Origin of the sequence: Paenibacillus sp. FSL R5-192, assembly GCF_000517845.1 — a bacterium.
Lineage (GTDB): Bacteria > Bacillota > Bacilli > Paenibacillales > Paenibacillaceae > Paenibacillus > Paenibacillus amylolyticus.
Genome location: NZ_ASPR01000003.1, coordinates 1 through 25,933 on the forward strand (window position 1 = coordinate 1; position 25,933 = coordinate 25,933).

At 46.9% G+C, this 25,933-nt stretch carries 28 protein-coding genes; 3 read left to right on the plus strand and 25 right to left on the minus strand.

From position 1 onward, the window contains the following. Positions 1-367 precede the first annotated feature (367 nt). Positions 368-1,246, minus strand: a complete 879-nt coding sequence (locus tag C161_RS01840) for a nucleotidyltransferase-like protein (protein ID WP_036667991.1) — start codon at positions 1,244-1,246, stop codon at positions 368-370. 122 nt (positions 1,247-1,368) lie between these two features. On the opposite strand from C161_RS01840, the gene C161_RS01845 reads away from it, so the two are divergent. Next, positions 1,369-1,749 (plus strand): DUF2614 family zinc ribbon-containing protein, encoded by a 381-nt coding sequence (locus C161_RS01845; RefSeq protein WP_017692307.1) that lies wholly within the window; start codon positions 1,369-1,371, stop codon positions 1,747-1,749. A 264-nt stretch (positions 1,750-2,013) separates the two neighbouring features. Here the strand turns inward: C161_RS01845 and C161_RS01850 are convergent, their stop codons facing one another. From C161_RS01850 to C161_RS01930, 17 genes are all read right to left on the minus strand, one after another. Then, a complete protein-coding gene (locus tag C161_RS01850; RefSeq protein WP_036667993.1) occupies positions 2,014-3,744 on the minus strand; it encodes a glycosyl hydrolase family 18 protein in 1,731 nt (576 codons plus the stop codon). Between the two features lie 140 nt (positions 3,745-3,884). Further along, positions 3,885-4,307, minus strand: coding sequence for a peroxide-responsive transcriptional repressor PerR (gene perR / locus C161_RS01855; protein WP_026081471.1), 423 nt, complete (start codon positions 4,305-4,307; stop codon positions 3,885-3,887). Between the two features lie 167 nt (positions 4,308-4,474). Continuing rightward, positions 4,475-5,884, minus strand: a complete 1,410-nt coding sequence (locus C161_RS01860; protein WP_036667994.1) for a DUF4097 family beta strand repeat-containing protein — start codon at positions 5,882-5,884, stop codon at positions 4,475-4,477. A 26-nt stretch (positions 5,885-5,910) separates the two neighbouring features. Further along, entirely contained in the window at positions 5,911-6,504 is a 594-nt protein-coding gene (locus tag C161_RS01865) for a hypothetical protein (protein WP_036667995.1), read from the minus strand. Positions 6,505-6,650: 146 nt separating this feature from the next. After that, positions 6,651-7,361 carry an MgtC/SapB family protein gene (locus tag C161_RS01870; protein ID WP_017692302.1) on the minus strand — a complete coding sequence of 237 codons (711 nt, stop codon included), beginning with the start codon at positions 7,359-7,361 and terminating at the stop codon, positions 6,651-6,653. A gap of 32 nt (positions 7,362-7,393) precedes the next feature. After that, on the minus strand, positions 7,394-7,858 hold the full coding sequence (locus C161_RS01875) for a GNAT family N-acetyltransferase (protein WP_036607041.1): 465 nt from the start codon (positions 7,856-7,858) through the stop codon (positions 7,394-7,396). A gap of 96 nt (positions 7,859-7,954) precedes the next feature. Next, positions 7,955-9,394 (minus strand): Asp-tRNA(Asn)/Glu-tRNA(Gln) amidotransferase subunit GatB, encoded by a 1,440-nt coding sequence (gene gatB / locus C161_RS01880; protein WP_036667996.1) that lies wholly within the window; start codon positions 9,392-9,394, stop codon positions 7,955-7,957. A 26-nt stretch (positions 9,395-9,420) separates the two neighbouring features. After that, positions 9,421-10,878: an Asp-tRNA(Asn)/Glu-tRNA(Gln) amidotransferase subunit GatA gene (gatA, locus tag C161_RS01885; protein ID WP_036667997.1), complete on the minus strand. Its 1,458-nt coding sequence runs from the start codon at positions 10,876-10,878 to the stop codon at positions 9,421-9,423. A gap of 27 nt (positions 10,879-10,905) precedes the next feature. Next, positions 10,906-11,193, minus strand: coding sequence for an Asp-tRNA(Asn)/Glu-tRNA(Gln) amidotransferase subunit GatC (gatC, locus tag C161_RS01890; RefSeq protein ID WP_036607033.1), 288 nt, complete (start codon positions 11,191-11,193; stop codon positions 10,906-10,908). 205 nt (positions 11,194-11,398) lie between these two features. Next, positions 11,399-11,782 carry a hypothetical protein gene (locus C161_RS01895; protein WP_024631336.1) on the minus strand — a complete coding sequence of 128 codons (384 nt, stop codon included), beginning with the start codon at positions 11,780-11,782 and terminating at the stop codon, positions 11,399-11,401. A gap of 131 nt (positions 11,783-11,913) precedes the next feature. After that, positions 11,914-12,144, minus strand: coding sequence for a hypothetical protein (locus C161_RS01900; protein ID WP_051449535.1), 231 nt, complete (start codon positions 12,142-12,144; stop codon positions 11,914-11,916). Further along, entirely contained in the window at positions 12,137-12,472 is a 336-nt protein-coding gene (locus tag C161_RS01905; protein ID WP_036667998.1) for a YxlC family protein, read from the minus strand. The genes C161_RS01900 and C161_RS01905 overlap by 8 nt, the downstream gene beginning before the upstream one ends. A 2-nt stretch (positions 12,473-12,474) precedes the next feature. Next, the gene (gene sigY / locus C161_RS01910; protein WP_036667999.1) at positions 12,475-13,005 is read right to left on the minus strand and encodes an RNA polymerase sigma factor SigY; all 531 of its coding nucleotides are present in this window, start codon (positions 13,003-13,005) and stop codon (positions 12,475-12,477) included. Positions 13,006-13,108: 103 nt separating this feature from the next. Further along, positions 13,109-13,354 (minus strand): hypothetical protein, encoded by a 246-nt coding sequence (locus C161_RS01915; RefSeq protein ID WP_036668001.1) that lies wholly within the window; start codon positions 13,352-13,354, stop codon positions 13,109-13,111. 599 nt (positions 13,355-13,953) lie between these two features. Further along, positions 13,954-14,586: an MBL fold metallo-hydrolase gene (locus C161_RS01920; protein ID WP_036607016.1), complete on the minus strand. Its 633-nt coding sequence runs from the start codon at positions 14,584-14,586 to the stop codon at positions 13,954-13,956. Between the two features lie 6 nt (positions 14,587-14,592). Continuing rightward, positions 14,593-15,162, minus strand: a complete 570-nt coding sequence (locus C161_RS01925; protein WP_017692292.1) for a thioredoxin family protein — start codon at positions 15,160-15,162, stop codon at positions 14,593-14,595. A 2-nt stretch (positions 15,163-15,164) separates the two neighbouring features. Further along, complete coding sequence (locus C161_RS01930) at positions 15,165-15,779, minus strand: DedA family protein (protein WP_036607012.1); 615 nt, start codon at positions 15,777-15,779, stop codon at positions 15,165-15,167. Positions 15,780-15,939: 160 nt separating this feature from the next. Here C161_RS01930 and C161_RS01935 point away from each other — a divergent pair, with 160 nt between their 5' ends. Beyond that, positions 15,940-16,287, plus strand: a complete 348-nt coding sequence (locus C161_RS01935; protein WP_036607010.1) for a hypothetical protein — start codon at positions 15,940-15,942, stop codon at positions 16,285-16,287. 661 nt (positions 16,288-16,948) lie between these two features. Here the strand turns inward: C161_RS01935 and C161_RS31300 are convergent. From C161_RS31300 to yyaC, 5 genes are all read right to left on the minus strand, one after another. Beyond that, a complete protein-coding gene (locus C161_RS31300) occupies positions 16,949-19,537 on the minus strand; it encodes an O-antigen ligase family protein (RefSeq protein WP_051449536.1) in 2,589 nt (862 codons plus the stop codon). Positions 19,538-19,728: 191 nt separating this feature from the next. Further along, positions 19,729-20,976, minus strand: a complete 1,248-nt coding sequence (locus tag C161_RS01945) for a class I SAM-dependent methyltransferase (RefSeq protein WP_051447021.1) — start codon at positions 20,974-20,976, stop codon at positions 19,729-19,731. A gap of 96 nt (positions 20,977-21,072) precedes the next feature. Continuing rightward, a complete protein-coding gene (locus C161_RS01950; RefSeq protein WP_036607006.1) occupies positions 21,073-21,777 on the minus strand; it encodes a DUF6483 family protein in 705 nt (234 codons plus the stop codon). Between the two features lie 271 nt (positions 21,778-22,048). Then, positions 22,049-22,840 carry an alpha/beta fold hydrolase gene (locus C161_RS01955; protein WP_036607004.1) on the minus strand — a complete coding sequence of 264 codons (792 nt, stop codon included), beginning with the start codon at positions 22,838-22,840 and terminating at the stop codon, positions 22,049-22,051. 60 nt (positions 22,841-22,900) lie between these two features. Continuing rightward, on the minus strand, positions 22,901-23,458 hold the full coding sequence (gene yyaC / locus C161_RS01960; RefSeq protein ID WP_081745863.1) for a spore protease YyaC: 558 nt from the start codon (positions 23,456-23,458) through the stop codon (positions 22,901-22,903). Positions 23,459-23,616: 158 nt separating this feature from the next. On the opposite strand from yyaC, the gene C161_RS01965 reads away from it, so the two are divergent. Next, a complete protein-coding gene (locus C161_RS01965; RefSeq protein ID WP_017692283.1) occupies positions 23,617-23,841 on the plus strand; it encodes a DUF1128 domain-containing protein in 225 nt (74 codons plus the stop codon). 62 nt (positions 23,842-23,903) lie between these two features. On the opposite strand, the gene C161_RS01970 is transcribed toward C161_RS01965, so the two are convergent. Together C161_RS01970 and C161_RS01975 are read right to left on the minus strand one after the other, a co-directional pair. Next, entirely contained in the window at positions 23,904-24,629 is a 726-nt protein-coding gene (locus tag C161_RS01970; RefSeq protein ID WP_036607001.1) for a pirin family protein, read from the minus strand. Between the two features lie 139 nt (positions 24,630-24,768). Beyond that, positions 24,769-25,788 carry an asparaginase gene (locus tag C161_RS01975; RefSeq protein ID WP_036668003.1) on the minus strand — a complete coding sequence of 340 codons (1,020 nt, stop codon included), beginning with the start codon at positions 25,786-25,788 and terminating at the stop codon, positions 24,769-24,771. Positions 25,789-25,933: the final 145 nt, after the last annotated feature.

A 25,933-nucleotide genomic window follows, 5' to 3' on the forward strand; every position in this document is an offset into this window, starting at 1 on the left:
CAAACTTTCGCGTTCATTCTGCAAGCAGAATGTTTACTCACTCGTTGTTCAGTTTTCAAAGATCAAACTTATTTTGTTTTACTTTTTTTCGTCTCAACCAAGTTTCGGCGGCGACTTAAATAATGTAACACATTTCGTTTGTTTTCGTCAAGAACTTTTTTTAATTTCTTTTTTGAAGCTTTAGTTCTTCACTTTTCCTCTGAAGAATTTATCGTTTGTTGGCGATAATCTCGTTTGAGGAACGAAATATAATGTATCATATATCGTGAATGAGAGTCAACATCTTTTTATAAATTATTAAACAAACAAAAAAGGAAGGTTTCCCCTCCCTTATGTTATCAATATAATGTCAGGCCTCTGGAGAAGGTTATGCCTCAATCCAATACCGAATTTCCCGGCCCTCTCCTCCGATTGATGGCCATCCTGCCGATTCTTTTACAATAGAACGAAAGACCAGCTTACGTATTACCAAAGGCAGATCTTCTCGAACAAATCTTAACTGTGGATGATGAACAAGTTCATTCATGCTCCACGGCTCCTTGCGACTTCTTAACACACGCAGCAACAGTTCTGAGCACTCACTCATTTTGGACATTACGGAAAACTCACAGGCAAGCAGGACAAGCTCTACTCGTTGCTCCAGCGTCTCCGAGCTTACGGTAAGCTCTTGATAAAGTTTCCATAAAGCGCGATCCAGATTCTGCACATGTGTCCAGACGGCATGATCCGGGTATATCCCCTGTTCAATCAATACAATTCTTGCCCAGTTCCCCAGAGCCTCTAATACATTGTAGTAGGCGTCTACAACATGACCTTCCTGAATATGACGTTTGGCCTCCACATACATTCTCAAGAAACTGGTGAATTCATGAAGCAGCTTCTGCTCACGCAATTCTGCCCCAAAGGTAGACAGTTCTTCTCGCAAATCACTTAAGGCGCTGTCCGCTTCCCAGATAATCTCACCTTCAATCAGACACTGGGTGAGATTATTATGATTCCCGGTTACTACACTACTCTTTAATTCATGACGGCTCGCATAGATCATCTGATAACGAAGATCACCATATCTGTAATGTCCGACCGTCGACTTCAATTGATCATCATTATGAACAACAAGTACTAATAATTCGAAATCTTGAATTAGGGAGCCGTGGAATCGCTCTCCCGGGTGGGAATAAGCGATAGCCCCAACTGCCCCTGTCTCTTCCGACTGTTCGGACAAAAAAGCAAGGTTCTTTAATTCCACGATTCCCTCCATACATTTCATGGCAGATAAGCGCCAAGTCAGTTATAATGTAATTCTACATCCAGACTGAAGTTTCCTTCTTTTCCAGGTCCAATACTACTCATACGATAGGAGCATTTTTCATGATTTTTAAATCAGCAAAAATTAATGCTTTTCGCACTTGGGGATTACTACTGACCATGCTAGGTATGGGCCTAATGATACTGGGAACAGCCGGGATTGTTTTCTGGGGACATGCAGGCAAGGTATTCGCAGCTGTAGGACTCGTCATCGGACTGATTGCCATGATGGCCAGTCTAGCCATTTATTTCTGGGCGGGTATGCTCTCCACCAGTGCAGTACAAGTCGACTGTCCGGAATGCGGGAAGTTAACCAAAATGCTTGGCAAAACGGATCGTTGTATGTTCTGTCATACCATCCTCACCCTGGACCCTAATAAAGCCAACATGACCAGTCAACAACTGAAAGCGCCTTCTACACAAGCTCCCCCCACCGATGGTTAGCACAAAATGGTCTCCAACCGTTAAATGTCTTTTACCTTAATTTCATTGAAGAACAAAAAAAAGGCCCGGTATGTTTACCGGACCTTTTTGGACTTGGCTTATAAGTGAGCCCTGATTGCGGTTATCAATAGCTAAAATATGAAGTTAAGTTATAAGTTCTACGACCAATAAAACGGTATACTGTACGTATGATGGTATCCAATGAGAAACTTTGAACTTAGTGAAAATAAATTGGAGCAAGCAGACACTCTGAGTTCGAGTAAATTATTTCTGGTACCCAGCCTGCTTCAATACCTCCCATGCAGAAGCATTAGCAAAACTTCGATTCCATGCTGCTACTCCGCCCAGCTTCAGCGAAGCAATCAAATCCACACGCGCCTGAAGGGACACGGCATCTTCGATCCATATTTTCTTGGTAGCTCCGTCTTCCTTATATTCTACATAGTTCTGTCCACTTGCCTGATCCAGTTCAGGTTTGAGTTTCTTCTCTTGGATCAGCTCCACAATGGCATTCATGCCCACCGCTTTGGAAGACACTTTAACCTCACCCTGATCATTCGTCTCTTCCGTCCATATCCGGGTATAGAGCGGAACCGCCATGATCAACTTGTTAGAAGGGACTTCATCCTCCTCAAGTATGCGTCTCATGGAAGCCTCGGTCCAAGGCAGAGATGCTACCGAACCTGCCTTGGGACTGGCCGCCCAATGTTCATCATAAGCCATCACAATAACATAGTCTGCAAAAGAACCTAATGCACGGCGATCCAGAAAGGCAGACCACATCTCACTGTTTGATTTTGGTGTTACATCGATTGATAACATCAATCCATGTATACGAGCCATCGCCTTGATCTCGCGCACAAACTGCGTAATATTCGGCCCGTCATCGGTATACACGTTCTCAAAATCGATGTTGATACCATCCAGTTGATACGTCTGTGCATACTCTAACATCTGCTCAATAATATGAGTGCGTGTCTCGTAAGAAGCTACCGCTTCTTTGGTAACGTCCGGATCAAAGCTGTTATCCATGAGTCCCCATACTTCCATACCCGAACGGTGAGCCCAGTTCACATAAGCTTGGTTTCCCTTGCTTTTCACAGTGCCCTGTCCATCCGTAATATGAAACCATGTGGGGCTGACCACATTCACACCTGGCATTTTACCGATAGAGCCCACATCAGGCTGACGATTGTACACGGCTTCCCAAACCAAATTTACCGGTTTATTCTGCCACTTCTTCTCTGCTGCAGTCAGCGTATACTTGGGCAAGTCCACCTTCTTTTTCTCGGTGAGGACAATATAATCATTATCTACATATCCGGCATATCCATTATCGAGTTGAACAAAACTCTGTTTATCACCCGTCTGCCATACACGTACCCGTGCATCCTTTTCCATGTCGGCAATGATTGGTGAGGATTCTCCACCACGTTTATATAACGGCACCGTTTTGTCGGCTTTGGATGATAACGTATCAATCTCTGCATACTGTATCATGTCTCCACCACGCATCAGCAGCACAGCACCTGTTACTGAATCTTCCTGTACGGTTATGCCATATACTTCTTTCAAAGGTTTGAGCGGAATATAGGCTTCTCCGTCCTTAACCTCAGGCTTAACTGTCATAGGATAATCTTTGTGATTAAGTTCTGCTTGTGTGCTTCCATCTTTCATATGAAGGACTCGCTGAGGAGAGGCAATAATGATATCTCCCGATTCTGATTCATAACGTATGCCTGCATCAATCGCTTCTTGCAGCACATCTACAGGCAACTTGAGTTGATCTCCTGTACCCAGAGCGTCTCCATCCATCAGTTGCCCATCCACAAAAATAGGCTGGCTTCTTCCTACCCAGTCGGGGTCTTCATGGGTCTGGTTCAACCATACATTTGTTATAAGCCAGTAAGCCCCCCCGGCGATCAGACAAGCCCCGAGAAAACCGGGCCAAAATGAACGTCGCTTCTGACGTGTATATCTGCTTTTTCTACCCAAACGTCTACCTCCGTTAATTATGCTGATCATAAGGATGTGCGCATAAGTTGTTATAAAGATGAGCATTTTGCATAAATGCTAAAAAAAAACGTGAAGAATCCATACTGAATTCTGCACGTTAATATTGTAATTCAACTCTCTTAATCCCTGCAACTTTTGCAAACGCCATATACTTCCAATCGGTGACCGTGTACTTCGAATCCTGTACTAGACTCCGCCTGAAGCTCTACACTTTTGAGTGAAGGATAGCTGAAGTCTTCAATCTTGCCGCATTGATCACAGATAACATGATAATGATCCGTCACATTGGCATCGAAGCGACTTGAATTATCTCCGTATGTCAATTCCCGGACCATGCCAGCTTCCAGAAACATCTTCAAATTATTATATACCGTTGCCACGCTCATACTGGGAAATTGGGGTTCAAGGGCTCGGTAAATTTCATCGGCTGTCGGATGCCCCATGGATTCCATCAGATAGTTCAATATGGCATGACGCTGGGGTGTAATACGGACACCGGTCGTTTTCAGATGCTCCAACGCATGTTGGACACGTGTTGCCATAAAACCCACCGCCTTACCTTTCATTCTCTGGTGAAGAGTAAGTTACTGTCTCCTCGCTCAGAGTTGATTCCCGGCCATTAAGAACGACAATCCATCTTTCATGCCGTGTAATCTTGCCAGTGTACATTTATTGTACGGCGATTACAAGTTTATTGTCAACGCGGCAGTCAAGGAACCTCTGTAGAATCCTCCTGGGAATTTGGTCCGTCCTCGGTAGTCTGTTCCAGATTCTCAGCCGTATCTTCAGAATCAGGTGTAACTGTTTCAGGCGTAGATACAGCCGGGTTACTCTGAATGGTGAGATCACTGTTGCCTTCAATTTTCACCCTGTACTCGCCCTCACCGAGCTGGCCTTCTATGGTTTTATTCTGTACTTTGAACGGCAGATCCGTACTTAGATCTCCATAACTGCTGGAACCCGCAAGACTGTAGTCTCCACGATCAGGAAGTAATACGTTAATGGCTCCCACCGCACTGTACACATCCCAGTCCCCTCCGACTTTGGTAGATACGATGTTAATACTGCCATTAAGTGATTGGGCTTTGATTCCCAGATTGGCTCCATCCAGCGTAATATTGCCGTTGCGTGTCTCTGCGATGAATTCACCAACGGAGTCCGCAATACTGATACTTCCCACTTGTGTAGCAAGATCTACATCGCCGGAAATACCGCGAGCCTTCATATCTCCACGGTTACTGTCCAGATCGACATTACCAATGGCGTTGGCTACAATGACATCCCCGTTCAACGTTTTCCCGGAGATATCTCCAACAGCATTGGTAATCCGGATACGTCCGTTACCCGTTTCAGCCAGTATGGTACTAATGGCTTCCGGACGGTTTAATAATATGGCTCCATTGGAAGTTCGAATATCCAGATTAAAACGACGATCATCCGGGATCGTAATGGTAAGATTCATCCGTGGCTGCGTTTTTTCATTGTCTCCATACGTCTTGCCTGTAGCTTTGATATAAATCACTTTTGTACCATCGGCCTCTACAAAAGAGGCTGCTGCAACGGCCTTTGCCTGTACTTCCGTCGTCTGATCTACCCAGATCACCGTCCGTACTTCAATCTCATCCGTATCTCCGCGTTGTACCGAGATATCTCCGTTAACACCTTCGACCACCAGATCTGACGTATCCATGCGAACAGGTACACGAATCGTGCCCTTATCCTCCATATATCCTGCCGCTTGACTATAGTCCATGGATGCCGCTCCGAGATTTAGACTCACTCTATTCCATAAGTGCATGTAGTGATCCTGCTCGGTGACGATAAATACGGAAGCTGCCAAAATCAGTGAGGTTAGAATGCCTTTGGCATCGGGTCTGAAGCGTACTTTGATTTGCTCATCAGGATTGCTCGGGTTATCCGATTGCACCTTGTTTCTTCTGCGTGTCCACAGGAACAGCACAATATATTCAACACCCAAAACAACGAGCAAAAATGGCCACCAGTCCACCATCTCATATACGTAGTCAGTTCCCCACCGTTTATCCAAAATCAACAGCACACCGACCGCTATGATTAAGGCGGCAGCCGTATAGCGGCCAACCCGGACTTTACGGTTCATCACGTTCCCTCCTTGTATCGTTTCCACTACATTTTTTTCTTGTTCAACATCACCCAGAACTCACGACCAAACAGAAGCAAACCGCCTACGATCATGAGAACCGCAAATGAATATCCGCCGTACATGGCGAGAAGCTCTTGAAACCAACGTGGTTTGCGGAAAAAAAGTACCATTAAAGATCCTCCCACAATGAGAAGTAATCCAAACGATATGCCTCTCTCCCAGACCATCATTGCATCTCGTGTAGAACGTTCATTGGTTATCGGCTTGTCCGAAGTTGCCTGGGTTACGGCTCTACGTCTGCGCATCATGACCCAATCTGCAGATTGCAACACATCATATACATTGTAAAAGTAAATAACCGGAATACACAAAGCCAGCAAGATGAGCAATGGCACATTGATCTGTATACCAATGGATGAGAAGTACAACACTGCTGACAGATCAAGCAAAACAAGCAGCATAAAGGTCAAACCCCTCATGTACAATCTCAGATAAATATGACCCAGACCAGGAATAATGGCACTCAGTAATCCCGCAATAAACTTGTGAGTCCGATTTCTGACCGGTTTGGTCTGAACTGTACGAGTCTTTTGGTTCAATTGACGTCTCCGTTTCATAACATACTCCTCTCTTCTGATCTGACCTTCCGCTCTTCATGCATTTGGTTAGATAGTACCCTAAAGAGCAAGGAGAGTAACTGGAAGAAATATGGATATGACCAAAAACCCTCCGGCACTACTGGCCTGGGGAGGGTTGTAATTCATTATTCGATCGACACCTTGGTAACGTGTTCCCATTGTCTTAACTTGGATACCAAGCCTACCGTTTGGAAATCATGCGGTACCTGAACATGTAACACAATCTCAATTTTACGTTCAACCGACACCATCTCTGCATAAGCCAAGTCTTGTTCATTCACGGTAATTTTACGAATTTTGATCTTCTCCTGCTCCATACATGAAGACAGTTGTTCGAGAAAACCGGGTTCTGACAAGGTATGAAGTGTAACTACATGCAGTTTGTTCCCTCGTAGATACCTTAGCTCTAATTTGTTAAATACCCAGAGATTAAGCAATACCAGAACGGTGGATACGATAGAGGCAAAAAAGAATCCCGCACCTGCTGCGAGCCCAATGGCTGCAACAACCCAGATTGAAGCTGCTGTAGTCAGTCCGGTAATGGATTTTCCCGTGAAGAGAATTGTCCCTGCTCCCAGGAATCCGACACCAGTAATTACAGCAGTAGCCAGACGCGCTGGATCAATCCTTACGTTTAATTCATTAGCAAAATCTTTAAAGCCATAAACAGACAACATCATAATCAGTGCAGAGCCAAGACATACCAGGATATGGGTACGCAAACCGGCAGCATGATTGGACCGTTCCCGCTCCAGGCCTACGAGCCCTCCAAGCAGCATAGCCAGCAATAATCGTAATAAAATGTGCCACTCATCAATGAACCAGGGATCGCCCAAAGTCGGTATTCCTCCTCAAGTTGTTAATATTATTAAAGTTTATTCTTGTGAAAAGTCGTTAATTCCACTCCAGGTGCAATCTGTGTGACCTCCACGGGATTAAAACCAAATTTGGTGTACAGATTCACTGCGGGCTGATTCAACGTTCCTGTGGAGACGATATAACGCGGAAGATCCGCATGCTGTTCCAACACATACGTCATCAAAGATGCCGCAATTCCCTTGCGAAAGTGATCCGGGTGCACCATCATTCGTGTAATGGTCAGTGTATTCTCCTCTTCCTCCGCTACAGCGACAGCCCCGATAAGCTCTCCGTCATCATGGATACAGCCATAAAAACTCTCTCCACAATCCCGAAGTGTCTCCATCGTATCCATCAAAGGAGGAATCTCCTGAAATCCGATGATTTCGGCTTCCAATCGATAAGCTACATGTTGTAGTCTCCATAACTGTCCCAACGTCTCCAGATCACTCAGTGACAATGGTTGAATGTTCATATCCGTTCCCCCGTCCGAAATACATTTGTATCTATCAATACCAAAAAGAGGCTGTCACAGGGACGAGCCTCTTTCTGTCCGGCCTCACCGGAAGGATTAGCGGTTCAGTACATCTGCAAGCAGTTGGTTGGCTAGAGCGGGATTCGCCTTGCCTTTACTTTCTTTCATAACCTGACCAACAAGGAAGCCAATGGCTTTTTGTTTACCAGCTTTATAGTCTTCCACGGATTGAGGATTATTCGCCACAACCTGCTCAACGATGGCAAGAATGGCACCTTCATCACTAATCTGCACAAGACCCTTCTCTTCAACGATCTGCTGTGGAAGCTTGCCGCTCTCCAGCATTTCCTTGAATACCGTTTTGGCGATTTTGCTGTTGATTGTGCCCTTCTCAAGCAGGCCAATCATCTCACCCAAGCCTTGACCTGTCAGTGGAACTTGAGTCACTTCAAGGTTGCTCGTATTCAGGTAACCCAGCAAGTCGCCCATGATCCAGTTGGATACGGACTTCGCATCCTGAGTGTATTTCAGACTATCTTCAAAAAGATCTGCCACAGCTTTGGAGGAGGTAATAACCTCTGCATCATAACTAGGCAATCCATAATCAGCCGTGTAACGCGCCTTGCGCTCGTCTGGAAGCTCCGGTATGGTAGCTCTGATCCGCTCTTTCCAGGCTTCGTCAATATGCAAATTCACCAGATCCGGGTCCGGGAAATAACGATAGTCATGCGCCTGTTCCTTACCACGCATCGACAGTGTTTTCCCTTGAGCTTCGTCCCAGCGACGCGTCTCCTGAACCACTTCACCGCCATCATCCAGAATCTCAGCCTGACGGTATTGTTCATATTCCAGACCACGCTGAACACCACGGAAGGAGTTCATGTTCTTCAGCTCGGCTCTTGTTCCCAGCTTCTCCTGTCCATGTGGACGCAAACTGATGTTGGCGTCACAACGCAGTGATCCTTCTTCCATCTTCACGTCCGACACATCACAGTACTGCATGATTGCACGCATTTTTTCAAGATACGCACGTGCCTCTTCCGGAGAAGAAATCTCAGGTTCGGATACAATCTCAACGAGTGGAGTACCGACACGGTTAAAGTCCACCAAAGACGCGTATCCGCCATCGATATGTGTAAGCTTCCCTGCATCTTCTTCCAAGTGAAGACGTGTAATGCCGATTCGTTTCGTTTCACCATTCACTTCGATATCAATCCAGCCATTCTCACCGATAGGTTGATCGAATTGCGAGATCTGATAGGCTTTGGGTGAATCGGGGTAAAAGTAGTTTTTACGGTCAAACTTGCTGACATCAGCAATCGTACAATTCAGGGCCATCGCTGCCTTCATGGCATAGTCTACCGCCTGACGATTCAGTACAGGCAGTACGCCCGGATGTCCGAGACAGACCGGGCAGGTATGCGTATTCGGCGGAGCTCCAAAAGCTGTGGAGCAGCCACAGAAAATTTTGGAGTTGGTATGCAACTCCACGTGGACTTCAAGTCCAACGACCGTTTCATATTTAGATGCGGACATTTCTATATTCCTCCGTTCCGGGCAGTCTACAGCTGCGGACGCTGCTTATGGAATTCTGTATTTTGTTCAAACGCATGCGCTACACGCAATACGGTTGTTTCATCAAAGGCTTTACCGATAATCTGCAGACCAACAGGCAATCCATCCGAGAATCCACATGGAATGCTAACAGCAGGTACACCAGCAAGGTTAACCGGAATAGTCAAAATATCGTTCAGATACATCGTAAGTGGATCATCCACCTGTGAACCCAGTTTGAACGCCGTAGTTGGTGCAGTTGGTCCGATAATCACATCATATTTGGCAAATACATTGTCGAAATCCTGTTTGATCAATGTACGTACCTTCTGTGCTTTCAGATAATAGGCATCATAGTAACCCGAGCTGAGTGCATACGTTCCGAGCATGATACGTCGTTTCACTTCCGGACCAAAGCCTTGACTGCGGGACTGATGGTACAGATCCAGCAAGTTATCCGGATTGTCAGCACGCACGCCATAACGTACACCATCAAATCGAGCCAAGTTGGAAGAAGCCTCTGAAGATGCCAGCAGGTAATACGTAGCCACCGCATATTCGGTATGCGGAAGGGATACTTCTTCCCATGTTGCCCCGAGCCCTTCAAGAACTTTCAATGCAGACAAAACCGTCTCTTTCACTTGTGGATCTACGCCTTCACCGATGTATTCCTTCGGAACAGCAATGCGAAGCCCTTTGACGTCACCTGTCAGTCCGCTCAAATAATCCGGGATTTCTACTTTTGCAGATGTCGAATCTTTGGCGTCATAACCAGCAATAGCTTGCAATACATAAGCAGAATCTTCAACATTTTTCGTCAAAGGACCAATCTGATCCAGGGATGATGCAAATGCAACCAATCCAAAGCGGGAAACAAGTCCGTACGTCGGCTTCAATCCAACAACACCGCAATACGAAGCAGGCTGTCTGATGGAGCCACCTGTATCTGATCCAAGCGTGAAGTATGCTTCTCCCGCAGCTACAGCTGCTGCCGAACCACCGCTGGAACCTCCTGGAACACGATCAAGTGCCCATGGATTACGTACAGGGGAGAAACTTGAATTCTCATTGGAGCCGCCCATGGCGAATTCGTCCATGTTGAGTTTACCAATAGTTACGGTGTCCGCAGCTTTCAATTTCTCGACAACTGTCGCGTCATACACCGGGTCGAAATTACGAAGGAATTGGCTACCACACGTCGTGCGCAGTCCGTTCGTAACGATGTTATCCTTAATGCCTACAGGCAGACCAAAAAGCAAACCTTTCTCCTCGCCGCTAACCAGACGGTCATCCAGTTGACGTGCACGAGCGCGTGCTTGTTCTTCATCCAGTGCCAAATATGCCTTAACTTTATCGTCATGCGCGCCAATGTTCTGATACGCCTGATCCACCAAATCGCTGACCGACAGCTCTTTGGCATGCAGCTTGTTATGTAACTCAGGCAACGATTGTTCAAATAAACTCACAGTTTTTGTCCTCCTTCCGGTTATCCGTTATTCCATTACTGCAGGCACTTTAAACTGCCCGTCTTCTTCTTCCGGTGCATTGCGCATCACCTGTTCAATCGACAGGCTTTCTTTGGTCTCATCTTCACGCATAACATTGCTTACGTGCAGAACGTGAGTGGTGGGCTCGATGTCTTCTGTATCCAGCTCATTCAGCTTTTCTGCATATTTTAAAATCGCGTTCAGCTGACCTGTCAGGGTCTGTTCTTCTTCAGCAGTCAAGTTGAGCCGGGCCAGCTTGGCCACATGCTGAACGTCATTATTCGAAATACTCATTAGCGGATGCCTCCTTCATTCGTTCTGATTCCCGAAACGACCTGAAACGAATCGCTCGTTTAACGGGCTAAAGTCTCAAGATAACTTTTTTCATTATAGGTGAGATAGTTCGACAATTCAATGCAAATGACCTGACAGGCTTCCGGGAAGCTAAAATCAAACTTATAAAATAAAAAAGAGCCGGCATCAGCCGACTCTTAAAATTCTAAATCCATGCACGCAGATTAACCTGCTTTATAAAATCCGCCTGTGACATAACATCGTTCGCGGTTTCCTCTTCCTCTTCCACAGCTTGAAAATCTCCGTTCATCAGATGATGAAACAGCTTCTCATTGTGTGTCGCAAGGGCGTAATCTATCAACGCTTCTCGCTCGACCCGCTCAGCTTCCTGCTTCAGCAGAACCTCTTCCAGATCGACGTCGCCGGATGGAACAAAAAAGTTCCGGTTCACCTGCGGCACTCGAAGCACGTAATCGAACGCATTGTCCGGATTCCGGTCATAAGCGATGATGAAACCATATTCCCCCACAGGAAGATTCTGCTCAAACGCATCCGCGACGATGACAACCTTCTCTCCTAATCGCAGCATCGTCTAACCTCCTGGTAGTCTATCATTAATATTTATTTGTATAGTCTACTAGAAAAGAATAACGATGTCTAGGAATACTAGAATTAAACAACATATTTGTGCAAAATCTTTTTTCCATTTTTAAAATGATGTTATTTCTGTTTCCGTACACCTGGCTTGCGCTGTGATCGAATCACGACAAACCAATATATTATAAGCGGCGTGGGAAATCCTGTGATTCCCCATAATCCCCATAACCAAGGGAAACGTCCACGTCTGCGTGCGTCCTGAAAGATCCATGTGCCCTGAACCAGAAGAAAAATGCCAAGCAATGTAAGCCACAGTGGAGAAATCTCATCCAATGAATAATGTATTTTATTCATGACGAACCTCCTTCCGGCGCCGTCCGGCCCAGATCACAGCCAAAATCACCGCGACAGCTGTACCAAGTGCCTGGATTCCCAGATAAAGAGCTGGAGCAGATACGAAAAATAATGCCCCGAAGGTAATGGCAAGTAATCCAACCAACCAGAAACATATCATCTCAATCCAATTGGCTCGACGTCTAATCTGTCTCCGTTCCCTGACTTGGGCTTCAAGTGCACCCAAAGAAGGAATACTTGTCGGATCAAATGCATCATCCAGCACTTTCATGTGTTGCTGCAATCGTTCCACAACTTCTTGTTCTTGTGCATCGTCTGATCTGCTCATCCTTATTCCAGCTCCTTTCTTAACTGACGGAGACCATAAGCTGTGCGTGACTTCACCGTTCCCGCAGGAATATCCAGCATTTCCCCGATCTCGTCATACCCGTATCCATAATAATGCTTCAGTAACACTGCAACACGATGTTCGGGTGTCAGTCTTGTCATCGCATCCATGACATCTGTCCATTCTTCATTCCGAATCTCAAGCTGCCAGCGGAATCGACGTACAGCCTGATCCCGAATGAGAGCAAGCCAGTTCTGTTCTCTCTTCTTACGTCTTGTCTTATCGATATAGATGCGGGTCGCAATGGTGATCATCCATGATGAAAAGGCAGACGTGCCATCATATCGATGGATATTTTCCATACAACGAATCATCGTATCTTGCACCGTCTCTTCTGCGAGGTTAGCGTCCATTGTCACTTTCACAAGATACTTATACACAAACGTGTAGTGACGTTGCAACAACGCTGCGAGTGCGCTATCGTCTCCCGATACTGCTCTGCGTACCTCTTCCAGCTCAGCTACCTTTATCATGAAATCACCTGCTTCCCGTTCAATCTGGAGTTAATACGACAGGCTCTGCAAAAACGTTCAATGAAATCAAAAAAAAAATTAAACCCGACAATTTCCCGGGCAATCAGACTTGATTCCGGTAATCTTGCAGCTTGTCGAACCACGGTTGGTTGCGGGCTCCGTTTCTTAAAACACGGCTTGTCCATATATTCTGCTGAGACTTCACCACTTCATTGGTCACGCTAGGGTTATGTATTAAAGCTCGCTCAGTACCTGTTTCTCTTTTCCCACTTTCCAATATGCGACGGTTTTCTTCAATGATCGGATACTCGACACGCTGATTCAACGGAATAACTCTTGTTTTCTCCACTTTGATATTCCCCACTCTCATGATCTATATAAGTTGAACTAAAGATTATTTACACTGACACTACGATGACAGAATAACCTTCCAATCGCTGTTATCCCCAGATTTTTTGATTCCCTTTTCTTAAAGTGAAAATCCGGTGATAGCGTATGCTTCCGATGCAGCTTTCTTTCAGAAAGCTTTTAGGCGAAGTGTATGCTTTCGGAGTAGCTTTCTTTCAGAAAGCTCGTAGCTTCGCTTTTTCAGTTTTTTTCTGTCCTCTCCGTTATTGTGTAAATGATTAGTTCAACTTATATACTATTTTTCTTAAACTCATCATTTCTAAATCAATCTGTACTTGCTATTGGTCTAAAACTGGCTTGCGATGAAGCGCATCTTGCATCTCTATGTAGCGTAAAAAAGGGCTAATTCTGTGATAAAAAGGGGCTGAAAACAAAAAAAGAACGCAAACCGGGTATAGACCACAGTCTGCGTGCTTCGCGAGGTTGGGTGTTTCTTGGTAATGCTTCAGTTAGATGATGCCTTAACGCTTGTAACAACTAATTGCTATTCTAATGAAAAAGTTGTCACTTGTCCAGACTTTCTTCACATATCATGTCGGATTATCTTGCGGACACGTAAGGATTGTTCTGTTTCTCATAACCAATGGTCGTTTTGGGACCATGACCTGGATATACTTTCACTTCATCAGCAAAGGTGTAAAGCTTGTTCTGGATTGAATCAATCAGATCCCGTTCACGCCCTCCTGTCAGGTCCGTTCTTCCCACACCCATGCGGAACAGCACATCACCGGCAAACAGGTCGTTATCACAAAGCAAACTTACACTGCCTGGTGAATGTCCAGGTGTATGGAACACTTTAAACGTATGACCAATCAGATTCAGCTTCTGCCCTTCGTCCATGGCATATTCAGCAGGATCTGTCGAAAGCGGTGGTGTCGCCTGTGGCCAATTCAAAGATCCATTTAATTTCGGGGTGGTCAGCCAGTCACTCTCCAAGTCATGAAGATAAACGGGACATCCCTTCAATTTACGGATCTCATCTACCCCGCCCATATGATCAAAGTGAGCATGAGTGAGGAGAATGGCTTCGATCTCCAAGTCTTGGATCGCCTTAAGCAGCGGCCCTGGATTCATGCCTGGATCGATAATGACGGCTTTGCCCGGATCATCTCCTTGTAGAAGATACGCGTTGGTCTGAAGCGGGCCTAGTGTAAACGTACGAATGTTAAGCATATCGGCTTAGTAACCCGAAATCAGTTCACGCAGCTCACGGATAATGGCCGCATGTGACTCCGTTCCTTCCCCATAACGTTTACCAATCTCTTGACGCGCTACAGCCAAATTTTCTTGATAATCTGCTGCTTCACGATCCGGATTAAGGCGTTTGAATTCAATCATGACTTCCTGTACATGCTGCGGACGAGGTCCCCACTGACCTAACACATGACCACCTGTATCTGCAAAAATAACGACTGGCACGGAACGGCCACCCATCGTCAGGAACTCATCCATCACTTCCGGATGGTTCTCCATAATCAGAACTTCTGTTGGAATTCCTGAGATTTCAAGCGCCTGGAACACAACCGGAATATTACGGACAACATCCCCGCACCAGTCAGCAGCCAGAATTAACACACGCAGATCATCGCGATGGTTCAGGCTCTCAAAGAACTCACGATCCTCTTCGTTCGACCAAGTAAAGCTATCATAGTTGGCCTGGAATTCACTTTGGTTCTTGGTCATACTCTCGATAAAATCTTTCGGTGGAAGACCTTTACCGAATTTGTGAGACAAGTTGGGTTTACCCATGACTAGACACTTCCTTTCTTTTTACGAACATTCATCCATTTAATAAGTACATAAACGATCATAAGGGCGAGAGCGACAAGCAAAATAGGCATAACATATGGTGCCGCTTTCTCATCAATATGCTTCCATTGATCTCCAAGAATCATCCCTAAATATATAAACAATGCAGTCCAAGGTATAACAGCGAGTGTAGTAAGCAAGATGAATTTGCCTGTGTGCATTTTCGTGATGCCAGCCGGGATGGAGATTGCATGTCTTACCACCGGAACAAAACGAGCCGTGAAAATGACACCTGTACCATACTTGCGGAACCACTCCTCGGAATGGTCGATGTGTTTTTTCTGGATGAGTATGTATTTACCGTAGCGTTCAAGTACAGGTCTGCCGCCATAACGGCCAATCCAGTAAATAAATAACTGGGCAATCACACCGCCCACCGTACCAAAAATCATAGCACCGAAGAAGTTGATATTACCTTGTGAAACGAGAAAACCTCCATACGCCAGCACAATTTCGCTTGGGATAACTTCCAACATTAATCCAAGCATGATTCCAAAGTACCCAAGACTTTGAATCCAATCGAACAATTGGCCAACAAGGTTATGAATAAAGTCCATCTCAACCCTCTTTCTCCATCCTGATTGGCGGTGCCCCTCCGCACCATGGATGTTCGTCCCTATTTTATCACAGGGCTGTGGACGTTGCTACTTCACGAGGTTGGGATAGTGTCCCGTTCGCAGCAGTCCGCATATGGTATGGGGAGAGGAGCGTGAGAAGATGTCACACAAGTCAATACCCGGTTCTCCGCCGGTCAAACATACGCAATCTGGTCAAAACCTTCCTTCCGCCAGAGGAATTCGCAGAGCATGCAGCAAGGAATTGTACCGGACAGCCAAAAGGCTAAAAGTATATGTCTCTCCCGAACGGATGAAACAGGCGGAAGAATATTATTACGGTAAAGTGATCACAAATCTGCTCTGGATTGGGGAGAATCGCGATAACCGCAAGAAATTATGTGAGTGGTGGAACAAGGATGTCAGTGCAGAGATCGCCGCGATGTGGGAAGTAGACGTTGAACCATTAAAAGATGCGTTTCAGCACGCATTTGGCGGTTATCGTCTGTAGATTATGGAGGAATGAGGCAGATAGCTGTGTCTTCAAACCTACTGAAAGACGCAGCAAAGCTGAAGCGAATCTTAAGCGAATCTGAACATGTTAAGAACGGGTGAGGGCACGGGCACTGTGTCCTTAACGTGTGATGTTAATGCCCCCTTCACGTACGAGCAAGCGATAGAGACCACATAAATGCGAATTGCTCACTTATGATGTAAAGCTTCGCTCTGGCCGGAGTTCAGGGTCGTCCTCTGGCTTGCGGATCGAGCAGAGCATGGAGCCGACCACCATGGGGAGCATGAACATAAGCTGGGATTATATTTTCATGCTAATGCTCATAACTCATACTCATACTCATGCCCATGAGCGGTAACGAATCTGAGGCGTCTTATTCAAGGATTTGAAGCACTCTTAGAAATCTAAGGAATCTGAGACACGTTATATCGGAATTTTTGGACTTTTATAGGGTTTTTGTTAGGGAATTTCCGGAAATAACGTGTCTGATGTTCCTTACAATTTAAAAGGAGGAGCTAAAGGCCAAATAAGACGTCCTGTGTTCCTTAGAAAAGCGCATACCCATCCGCGAGGAGCAGCCAGCTTGGACTCCAAGACTTTTTAAACGCTGACATCCATCATCATATAGCTTGGGTAAACGTCAAGATCCAGCAGTGATTCAAGGGCTCCGCTTGGTCAACTCTGGAGTGAACGGAGGAGAAGAACCCGAAGCAAGCCTGCGCAGGTTCTCTCCATAGCCTGGAGCATGTTCTTCCAGTACAAAACGACGATCATTGCGAACGTTTCCTGCTTCCACTTCCTCAGCCAACAGTTGATACCGTTCATACATCTGTACACCAGCGGCGGCAGTCTGTCGGGCTCGATCCGTGAATCCTGCCTTCCATTCCCGCCGCGTTGCCTGCTCCATCCAATACAAAGCCGTGGATTGGCCAATGCCATCATACCGATTCAATGTGATCGCTTGTTCAAAATATTCTCCAGCTTGCTGTCCTTCGTCGAATTGGGCTGCCAATCGTCCCAGTTCGATGTAAATCTGAGGGTGCATCGGGGAATGGGACAAGCTGTTTAAAAGGAGTGTTTCTGCTTCTCGTCCCGGGAGCGTTCGCGCAAAGGATATCACGATATCCGCCCGATTCGGGTTAGACTGAAGAGCAGCCATAAGATGCACCTTCTGTGCTGGAGTGCCATCCGGTTCAGACATCGCCTGACGGTACTGCACTTCTGCTACGGCATATCGAGAGGTCAACCAGACTGTTCCACCAATCCAGAAAAGGATGATCATCACTGTGGATACCCTTATTAGCCGAGCAGTTACTCGCTGAAAAATATGAAAGAAGGAACGCATCGGGACAGCTGATGGGTGGGATTGGGTTGATAAATATCGCAAGAAAAGAGATCTGGATTTAGATCTCAATTTAGATCCCGATTTGGATCTGACAGGAGTGTATTTCACAGTTACGCTGGATCGCTGGACCCCCTCTGTTTCCGTCTTCAATGCGACTGCCCAGGCACCGAGCCAGATGAAGAGCATCCAAAATAGTGTAAAGCTCCAGTCAAAGTCCATCGCCCCATGCAGGCCAAAAACAAAAACGGAGGGAAAGAGCTGCGGTGCAAAATGAAAGATGCTTCGCAGGGTGAGGAGAAACCACCCTGCGACAAGCACGATGCCGATCATGCCCGTGTCCAGGGCGAGATCGAGCAGGCCGTTGTGGACCTCGCCTCCGACATAAGGCGAGGATTGAATGGCGCGGAACATGTTGCGCCATGTATCTCCCCCGTGGCCGAGCCATGCGGCCTCGGTCCACAGCTGGAGGGCGTCCCGCCACATCTGTAGGCGGGACACCCCAGTGCCGACACCCGCCGCGAGGCGATCGGCGGTGGAGGCCACGGCCATCAGTGCGGCGGCGGCTCCCGCCAGCACGATGGCCGTCAGGGCAGCGGCGCGCGGAGCCTTGGCGGCGTCGCTGTGCCATAGACGGCACAGCAGCAGCGTGCCGAGCAGCGCAGCTGCCCATGCCCCGGCCAGTACCAGCAGGCCGGGCACGGGTGCAGGCGCCAGCTGGGCAGCAGCCAGCTGGCGGTATAGCCAGGCTGCGCACGCCAGTGGCGCGGCCATGGCCAGCAGCAGCGGCAGGCGGGCACCGCGCCGCTGCAAAGCAAAGGCGGCGACCGCGGCGCAGCCGGTCGCCAGCCAAGCGCCGCGCGACTCGCTCAGCAGGAGCGCGGCTTGCGCAGGCATGAGCGGCAGCACTGCCGCGATGAGTCGCCCGGCCGGCACAGGCCGGGCTATGACTCGCGCGGAGGCTGTCAGCCGCTCCAATGCGTACATGCCAACAATGGCACCGTACGCATTCGGGTACTGCAATAATCCGCCGAGCCTTGCTCCGGCGGAGCTGATCTCGGGGTCAGCAGTCCGCATCACCCCGAAGGGCAGCGGCAATATCCCGCACACGGCAAAGATGCCGCTTAGCACAAGCAAGCCGCCTGCCATCTGCCAACCGCAGGCTAACCAACGCGCACCATTCGTGCGCGCAGCCAGTATTGCGGTGAGCAGAGTAAACATCCCAAGCAGGCTCCACCGCAGCATCTCATCCATGCTGCCCTGTTTACTCACCGAGCCTGCCCACGCATGTACCCCAAAACATGTCATCATCCCCAGCGGCCACAACACCCGCAATATTCCCGGGATTCGAATCATTCGCCAAACCATTCGTTCATTGTTCCCTAGCCAATGTACCGGTGACAGAGGTACTTGTTTTCTTCCTTGCTCCTGCTCTTTCTCTAGTCGAATACCTACAAGGAAAAGCAAAAACATAATCAATATGCTTCCTCCTGCGATCAGAATGACCGGATACAGATCAGCCGAATAGTACAGTCCCCGACTTAGACATCCTGCAAGCAGCAAGACAATGGAGAGTATGCCCAACCCAACAGTCCACCCAGATCCTGAATAACGTTTACACCTCAAACTTTGGGGAAAATCCCCTGATGCATCGGTCTGAATAGCTCCATTTGGATTATTTTTATCATCTTTTTTATACGTATCATCTTTGTTGTATGTATCTTCCCTATTATATGTACTATCTTTACTACCCTTATTGTCCCCATTACATAAGTCCCTGTTATCTACAGATTCTGTACCATTTGCATGGTGAGACCCTTCAAACGCCTGTTCCATCACTTCCTCATTCGCCGCATACCCTCGTCTATACCTTACAACTCCCTTATGCATTGTCCTATTCTTCATCCTTATACACCCTCCTTCCTTCCAGCACTCCATATGCATAACAAAAAGACAGAAGATCCCGATAACGGGTCCTTCTGCCTGATATACATCTGAAAGTTATAATGTTGATTGCTACGAAGTATGTGCATAGAATATCATTTTACATTCAGGGACCCTAATTGCAGTATGTCCCTGGATTGGCGTTGGCACACTCAGCAAAGGTCGCAATTTGCGGAATCTTGAACGGTTTCTTTGCTCGATTTTGATTTCCCGTTGGCCTGCTTGCCATCGCCAGGAAGCAAATCGGCACAAGCCCGCTCCAAATATGGATCAGCATGAATGAAATCACGGAAAGCTGTGTATTCATTCCACATCTCCGTCACTTCGCCAGCCTGACCGCGAACAGCACGAATCAATATGTTTTTAGGCGTATTCTCCATATCGATGAATTCAAGCAATTGTGTCTTGTATCCCATCAGATCAAGCAACTTGGCACGAATCCCATCCGTAGCCAGTGCGGAAAAACGTTCCTTGAGGATGCCATGGGACAACAACGGATTCATCACGGAAGCCTCTACTTGGTCAAACAGTTCATGCTGACAGCAAGGAACAGACAGAATAACAGAAGCCCCCCAACGAACTGCCTTCTCCAAAGCAGCATCGGTAGCTGTATCACAGGCATGCAGCGTGACAACCATATCCACTTCATTCAATTCATCGTAGTCCGCGATGTCTCCAACCAGAAACTTCAGATCGCCATAATGCAATCGATTAGCCAGATCATTACAGTGTTCAATTACATCTGCCTTCAAGTCCAACCCAATAATCTTGAGTGAACGCCGTTGTTGTACAGACAGATAATGATATAACGCAAATGTCAGATAAGACTTGCCACAACCAAAGTCAACGATGGTCAGTGGACGTCCTTCCGGCAGATGTGGTATGACATCCTGCACCATTTCGAGGAAACGGTTGATCTGTCTGAACTTGTCATACTTGCGGGCCAGCACACGACCTTCTTCGTTCATAATACCAAGTTCAACGAGGAACGATACGGGTACGCCTTCTTCTAATACATATTGCTTCTTGCGATTATGCGACAGATCCACCGCAGTTTTGGAAGCAGATTTGGTCAGAATGGATACTTTATATTTTTTGCTGATCAAAATTTGATAGTCTGCCTCGGTCGTACAGAGCAGCCCTTGACGAAACGTCTCTTCGCATAACAAAGTCATGCGCTCAGCCGCTTCAGCCGGAGTCAAATTCTCGTGCAGCACTTTGTTGTTATAATGAAATGCAAATTGATAATGCAGCTGATTCTTCAGTGTCACCGGCTTGACTTGCACTTTGGTATACGAGACATTGTCCCGTCTGCGCAGCTGGCTCCAGGTCGCTGTAATCAGCGAATTCTGTTCAAAGATGTCTTGTATAAGCTTTCGCAATGAATCCACGGGGTACATCTCACTTTCGATTTGGTTTGGTCAACCGTTACCATACCACAATTCCGTTCCCTCTCCAAGTAAAGGCATGTAACAGGCCTTGATCCAATCCATATTTTATGAGTTCATCTCTTTACGACTTAGTTCAGCTAGTCCCTCTTCAACTTCGTTCCGTGGCAGACCGCCCTGCTCCAGTTGTTCATCCGTGAGTGGGCTCAACCTTTCATAGAATGCCTGTACATCATCTCGGTAGCTCACCGGGAATTCAGCACCAAGCTGTAACAGCCTGTACCAACTGTTCTCTGCCTGGTCGTAATGTCCTTGTTGTTCACGATACAGGGCAAGCTGTCTTTCAGTTCGAGCAGGAAGTTCATATTCTTTCGTAAGCCCCAACACACCCTCCACCCGTTCCGGTGCGTCCAACAACTTGGGATTAGCGCCATGATTCAATGCATACAGGTAGAAATGAAGTGATCTCATCAATCGAATGACAGCCTCATCCTCTGCGTCCATTCTCTCCTGATCATCGATACCTTCCACTTTGGCCTTCTCTTGATAGATGTAAGCCTCTTCTTCAATCAGCCTCGCGGCTTGCTGCAGATTATCTACCTCAATCATTCCGCGAAAACGGAACATTTCAATAACATCCTCTGCTGGCAATGAGTTCAGTAGAGATAAGTTCAACCCAAACTGCCTGCGCATCAGCTCATCCAGTTCAGACAATGCCTCGGTGTGCTTACGCTGCTGTTTGAGCGTGAACACTTTGCCTATTGCTTCAGTCATTTCCTCCATCATACGGAGCAGATAATCTTTTCTGAACATGCTGTATGCCCCCTCATCATTCGACCCTATACATTCAATCGTTCTCATATCGTTCCTTTATATTTATTTTAATTCATGCCATGACAAAAAGCCAAAAACAAGACACACGTGTCTTTGCTCTGGCCATGAACACACTAAACCCCTGCCTATCCCAAAGGGACGTGGCAGGGGCTCGGTTGAAATGGAACTGGGTACTCCTCCTCCACAAGAGGTTGAATCATCCAGGAACCAAACTATATTCTAATTATATCAACATAAATCACTTCATCAATTACTTCGATAATCCAGCCATAAATTGTTTAATGACCTGAATTAATTCTTCAGGAGCTTCATACATGCTCATATGACCTGCACCCGCAATCACGGCTTGCACGATATGTGGCTTGTCACTTGTAAATGTGCGTTCTGGCGGGATAACAGCATCCTTCTCTCCCGCAACCAGCAATACAGGTAAAGGTGTAGCCGATAACACATCGCGGCGATCCGGGCGTTCTCGCATAGCAAGTGCAGCACCAACAGCACCTTGAGGAGCAGTCTGGTATCCAATTTCCTTCACACGTGTTACATGCTTAGATAGCGATTCCACATGTTCCGGTGCAAACAGTCCGGGAACCAGTCCATCTACAAAATTCACGATACCTTCGGTCTGAATGGTGGATACAGCGCGCAGGCGTTTTTCCTTGGCTTCTTCACTGTCCGGATAGGCTGTCGAATGAATCAGACCAAATGCATTCAAACGCTCCGGGTGACGTTGTGCAATCGAGAGCGCAATGTATCCCCCCATCGAGTGTCCCAGAAGGACCGCTTTTTCCACATTCAACTCATCCATCAACTGTAATACATCGTTGCCCATCTGTTCGATGGTATAACTTCCTACAGGTGCATCTGTTTTTCCGTGTCCACGCAGATCAGGTACGATACAGCGATAACTGCGTGCCAGTTCAGGTACGACCTCATCCCAATACGATGAACTGCCACAGTATCCGTGGAGCAAAATGAGTGCTTCTCCCTTACCTTGTTCGGCATAACAAATCGTCGTTCCATCACACATCACTTTTTCCATATGAATCCCTCTCTCTGCGCGAATTAAATAATTCAGGTTGTATATTATTAAGCCTACATATCATGAATGAAACGTTTGTCTACATTTCCATGCTTCAATTGCGGCGTCTGCAATCGTTCGGGACATCCCCATGACCAAGTGAAGCGAGGTCATCTGCAAAATGGAATAGGGCCTTGGTCCATTCGCATTAACCACAGCTGCTACACTGTATTGTCCAACAGGGGGTAGCTTGCCTCCGACCGATTGGGCCGGAATGAGTGGGTTATTCGAGAGATAGTATGTACCTACCGCCTGCTTTGGACCCAGACATGCATCAATCGCTATGATGGCATGGTGTGCAGGAATAAGTGCCAATTTCTTTTCCAGCGTATCTGCATCACAAGGGGAAGACAGCGTGCCAATCACGTTCTCCATTCCGCTCTCTTGCAGTAAACTTCCTGTCAGTGGACCCAGAGCATCCCCGGTGGAACGATCAGTACCGATGCAGACAAACGTGATTTCAGCTGGAGAATGAAGTTGAACGATGTTTTTGAAAAATAAGACCAGATTCTCTGCAGGCACGCCTTTGCGGACTTCCCTTCCTTGATGGCGAACCATTTCTCGCTTATACGCTGCCAAGCTGTATTCCCTCCAGTGCACTCAGGTTTCCGTTAAATCCTGTTGTTGTATCCATCATTGTAACCGATGCTTGGTTTCCTCGCAAAAGCATTAGCCTGAGCGCTTCCAATCATGATACAATAACAAGAGTTTCCGATACGGAAGGGATGAACTTAACGATGGATTTAACACAAGCAACAGCAGCCAATATGGAATATATGATTGAAGCGATCAAAACCAAACTTCGTATGGCAAGCGGTGCCGCCATGCAAGCTTCTTCATTCCCACTTGAGAAATATGAAGATCTGTTTGACCTGTATGAAATGATTTTGAGCAAGGAACATCTCAGTATCTCTGAAGTGGAAGCTGTCGCTTCGGAACTGGGTAATCTTCGTAAATCTTAAGCCAAAAAAGGACCTGTTTTCCACATCACCGTGGGAACAGGTCCTTTTTCGCATGTTTATCCTTAAGGCAGGTCAACCAAAACAAATTCGGCAGGTTCACTGTCTGTACTCGTGATTTGCAGATCACAGCTTTTGCGAATTCGTGCGGCATCCCCCGGCTTGAGGTTGAAGTTACCATCCGAACAATGAATCTCCACATGTCCACTGATCAGGAAAAGATGTGTCCGTCGATCTTCGTGTTGCGGGTACATCAACTTTTTCCCGGACTCCAAATGGGACAGATAACAGGTTACATCCTGGGAAATAGGCAATGCGCCTTCGCTTCCCTCGCCCCCTTGCCCGGATACAATCGGACATAGACGATTCAAATGCTCCTGCGGCTCTATTCTCCGATTCGTATAGGAAGGTTTCAGCATACGCTCCGATGGCAAAAACCACATCTGGAGGAAACGTACCGGTTCATCCGCTGACGGATTGGTCTCGGAGTGTTCCACTCCCGTACCCGCACTCATCACCTGGACCGTTCCCGGTTCAAGCAATTGTTCTGTTCCCATACTATCCGTATGTTTGAGTGTACCTGATATGACATAACTGACGAGTTCAAGATCATGATGTGGATGTTTCTTAAAGCCTTCTTGCGGCATCAGCGTGTTTTCATTATGAGCCAACAGACAGCCAAAATGGGCATTGCTTGGATCATCATAATCCGCAAAGGAAAAGCTGAATTCACTGTGTATCCAACCTCGATCCGACGTGTGCCTTTCTTCCGATGTCACCACTTTAATCATGTTCATCCACCTCCAAGGGTTTAGAGCTGCCACATTACCGCGGCAGTCCATGCGTGTATATGAATTGTATAGATGAATACCAGTTGGTATGTCATCTTTACCCGGGGTCCGGCAACTCTAATCACGCCCCTTCTTAAGGTTATACGCTATCTTCAAGTGAGTGAAGAATGAACTCACTATCTGCATGACCTACAAGGGTACCCGCATCATTTCGGATGTCCGAAGGGAACACTTCAGCCAATCGTGCAATGGTTCTCTCATTGGAATAACCAATCTGTCTTAGGATGGATTGAGTGATGAAAGCCCACTCTTCCTCGGAACCATCAAGCACCTTGAAGGTGATTCCCAGTCTTTCTTTTTTCAGGCCAAAACCGAATACCCCCTTGAATCCACCCTTCGCTACAATGTTATTGTCTTCCAGCAGCACTGAATCTACACGCTCCGTGCCACCTACCATCAACGGATGTTCATTCATAGCTGATGTTATGGTCTCTACAGCTGTTCTTGTGGAAGGATCAGCGATAAGATCCGGACAAGCGAGCTTCAGATAAGCGTTCGACAATGCCGACAACGGCAAAGAAAATACCGGAAAGCCGCAGCCATCCGTCCCAAGCTTAATCTCTTTTTCCTCAATACCTGCCAGGTCGGCAAAGGTTTCAAGAATTTCTCGTTGTACCGGATGTTCCGGTTCAGCGTAACTGCCCAGATCAACCTGCTTCATCTGACTGTACCCCAGAATTCCCAGATGTTTTCCGGAGCAGTTGTGCAAGATGCGTCGTTTCTCTCCTTGTGCACGTAACCATTGATTACGGCTTTCTTCATTAAGCGGATAGCTTGGTGCACAGATCAGGCATTCTTCTCCCAATCCAATTTTACCGGATAACTGCTCCAGCACCCGAATGTGTTCCGGTTCCGAACGATGCGAAGAGGACATGATGGCAATCTCCTGTGCTGATAGGCCATAGTGACTGGCAATTCCTGCCCGAATACCTGGAATGGCTTGAAAAGGTTTGGCAGATGAGCGAGTGAACGCTCTAAAATGAGGGTCACCAGCCGAGTATACGATTCGGCCATACTCATCCGTAATACTTATGTGTCCGTAATGGGCGCATTCCATAACGCCTGCACGGTATTCTTTAATTAACAAGGCACTCTCCATGCGAGTTCTCTCCTTTGTGCTCCCGATTTCATCTCTGCTTTGCGTCACGACGCCGCATGGGATATCTTAAATAGTATAGTACAAAATCGACGTTTTTACAGTTTTTTCGACAGGCGTTTCGGGTATAGCTTTATCATCTATGTTC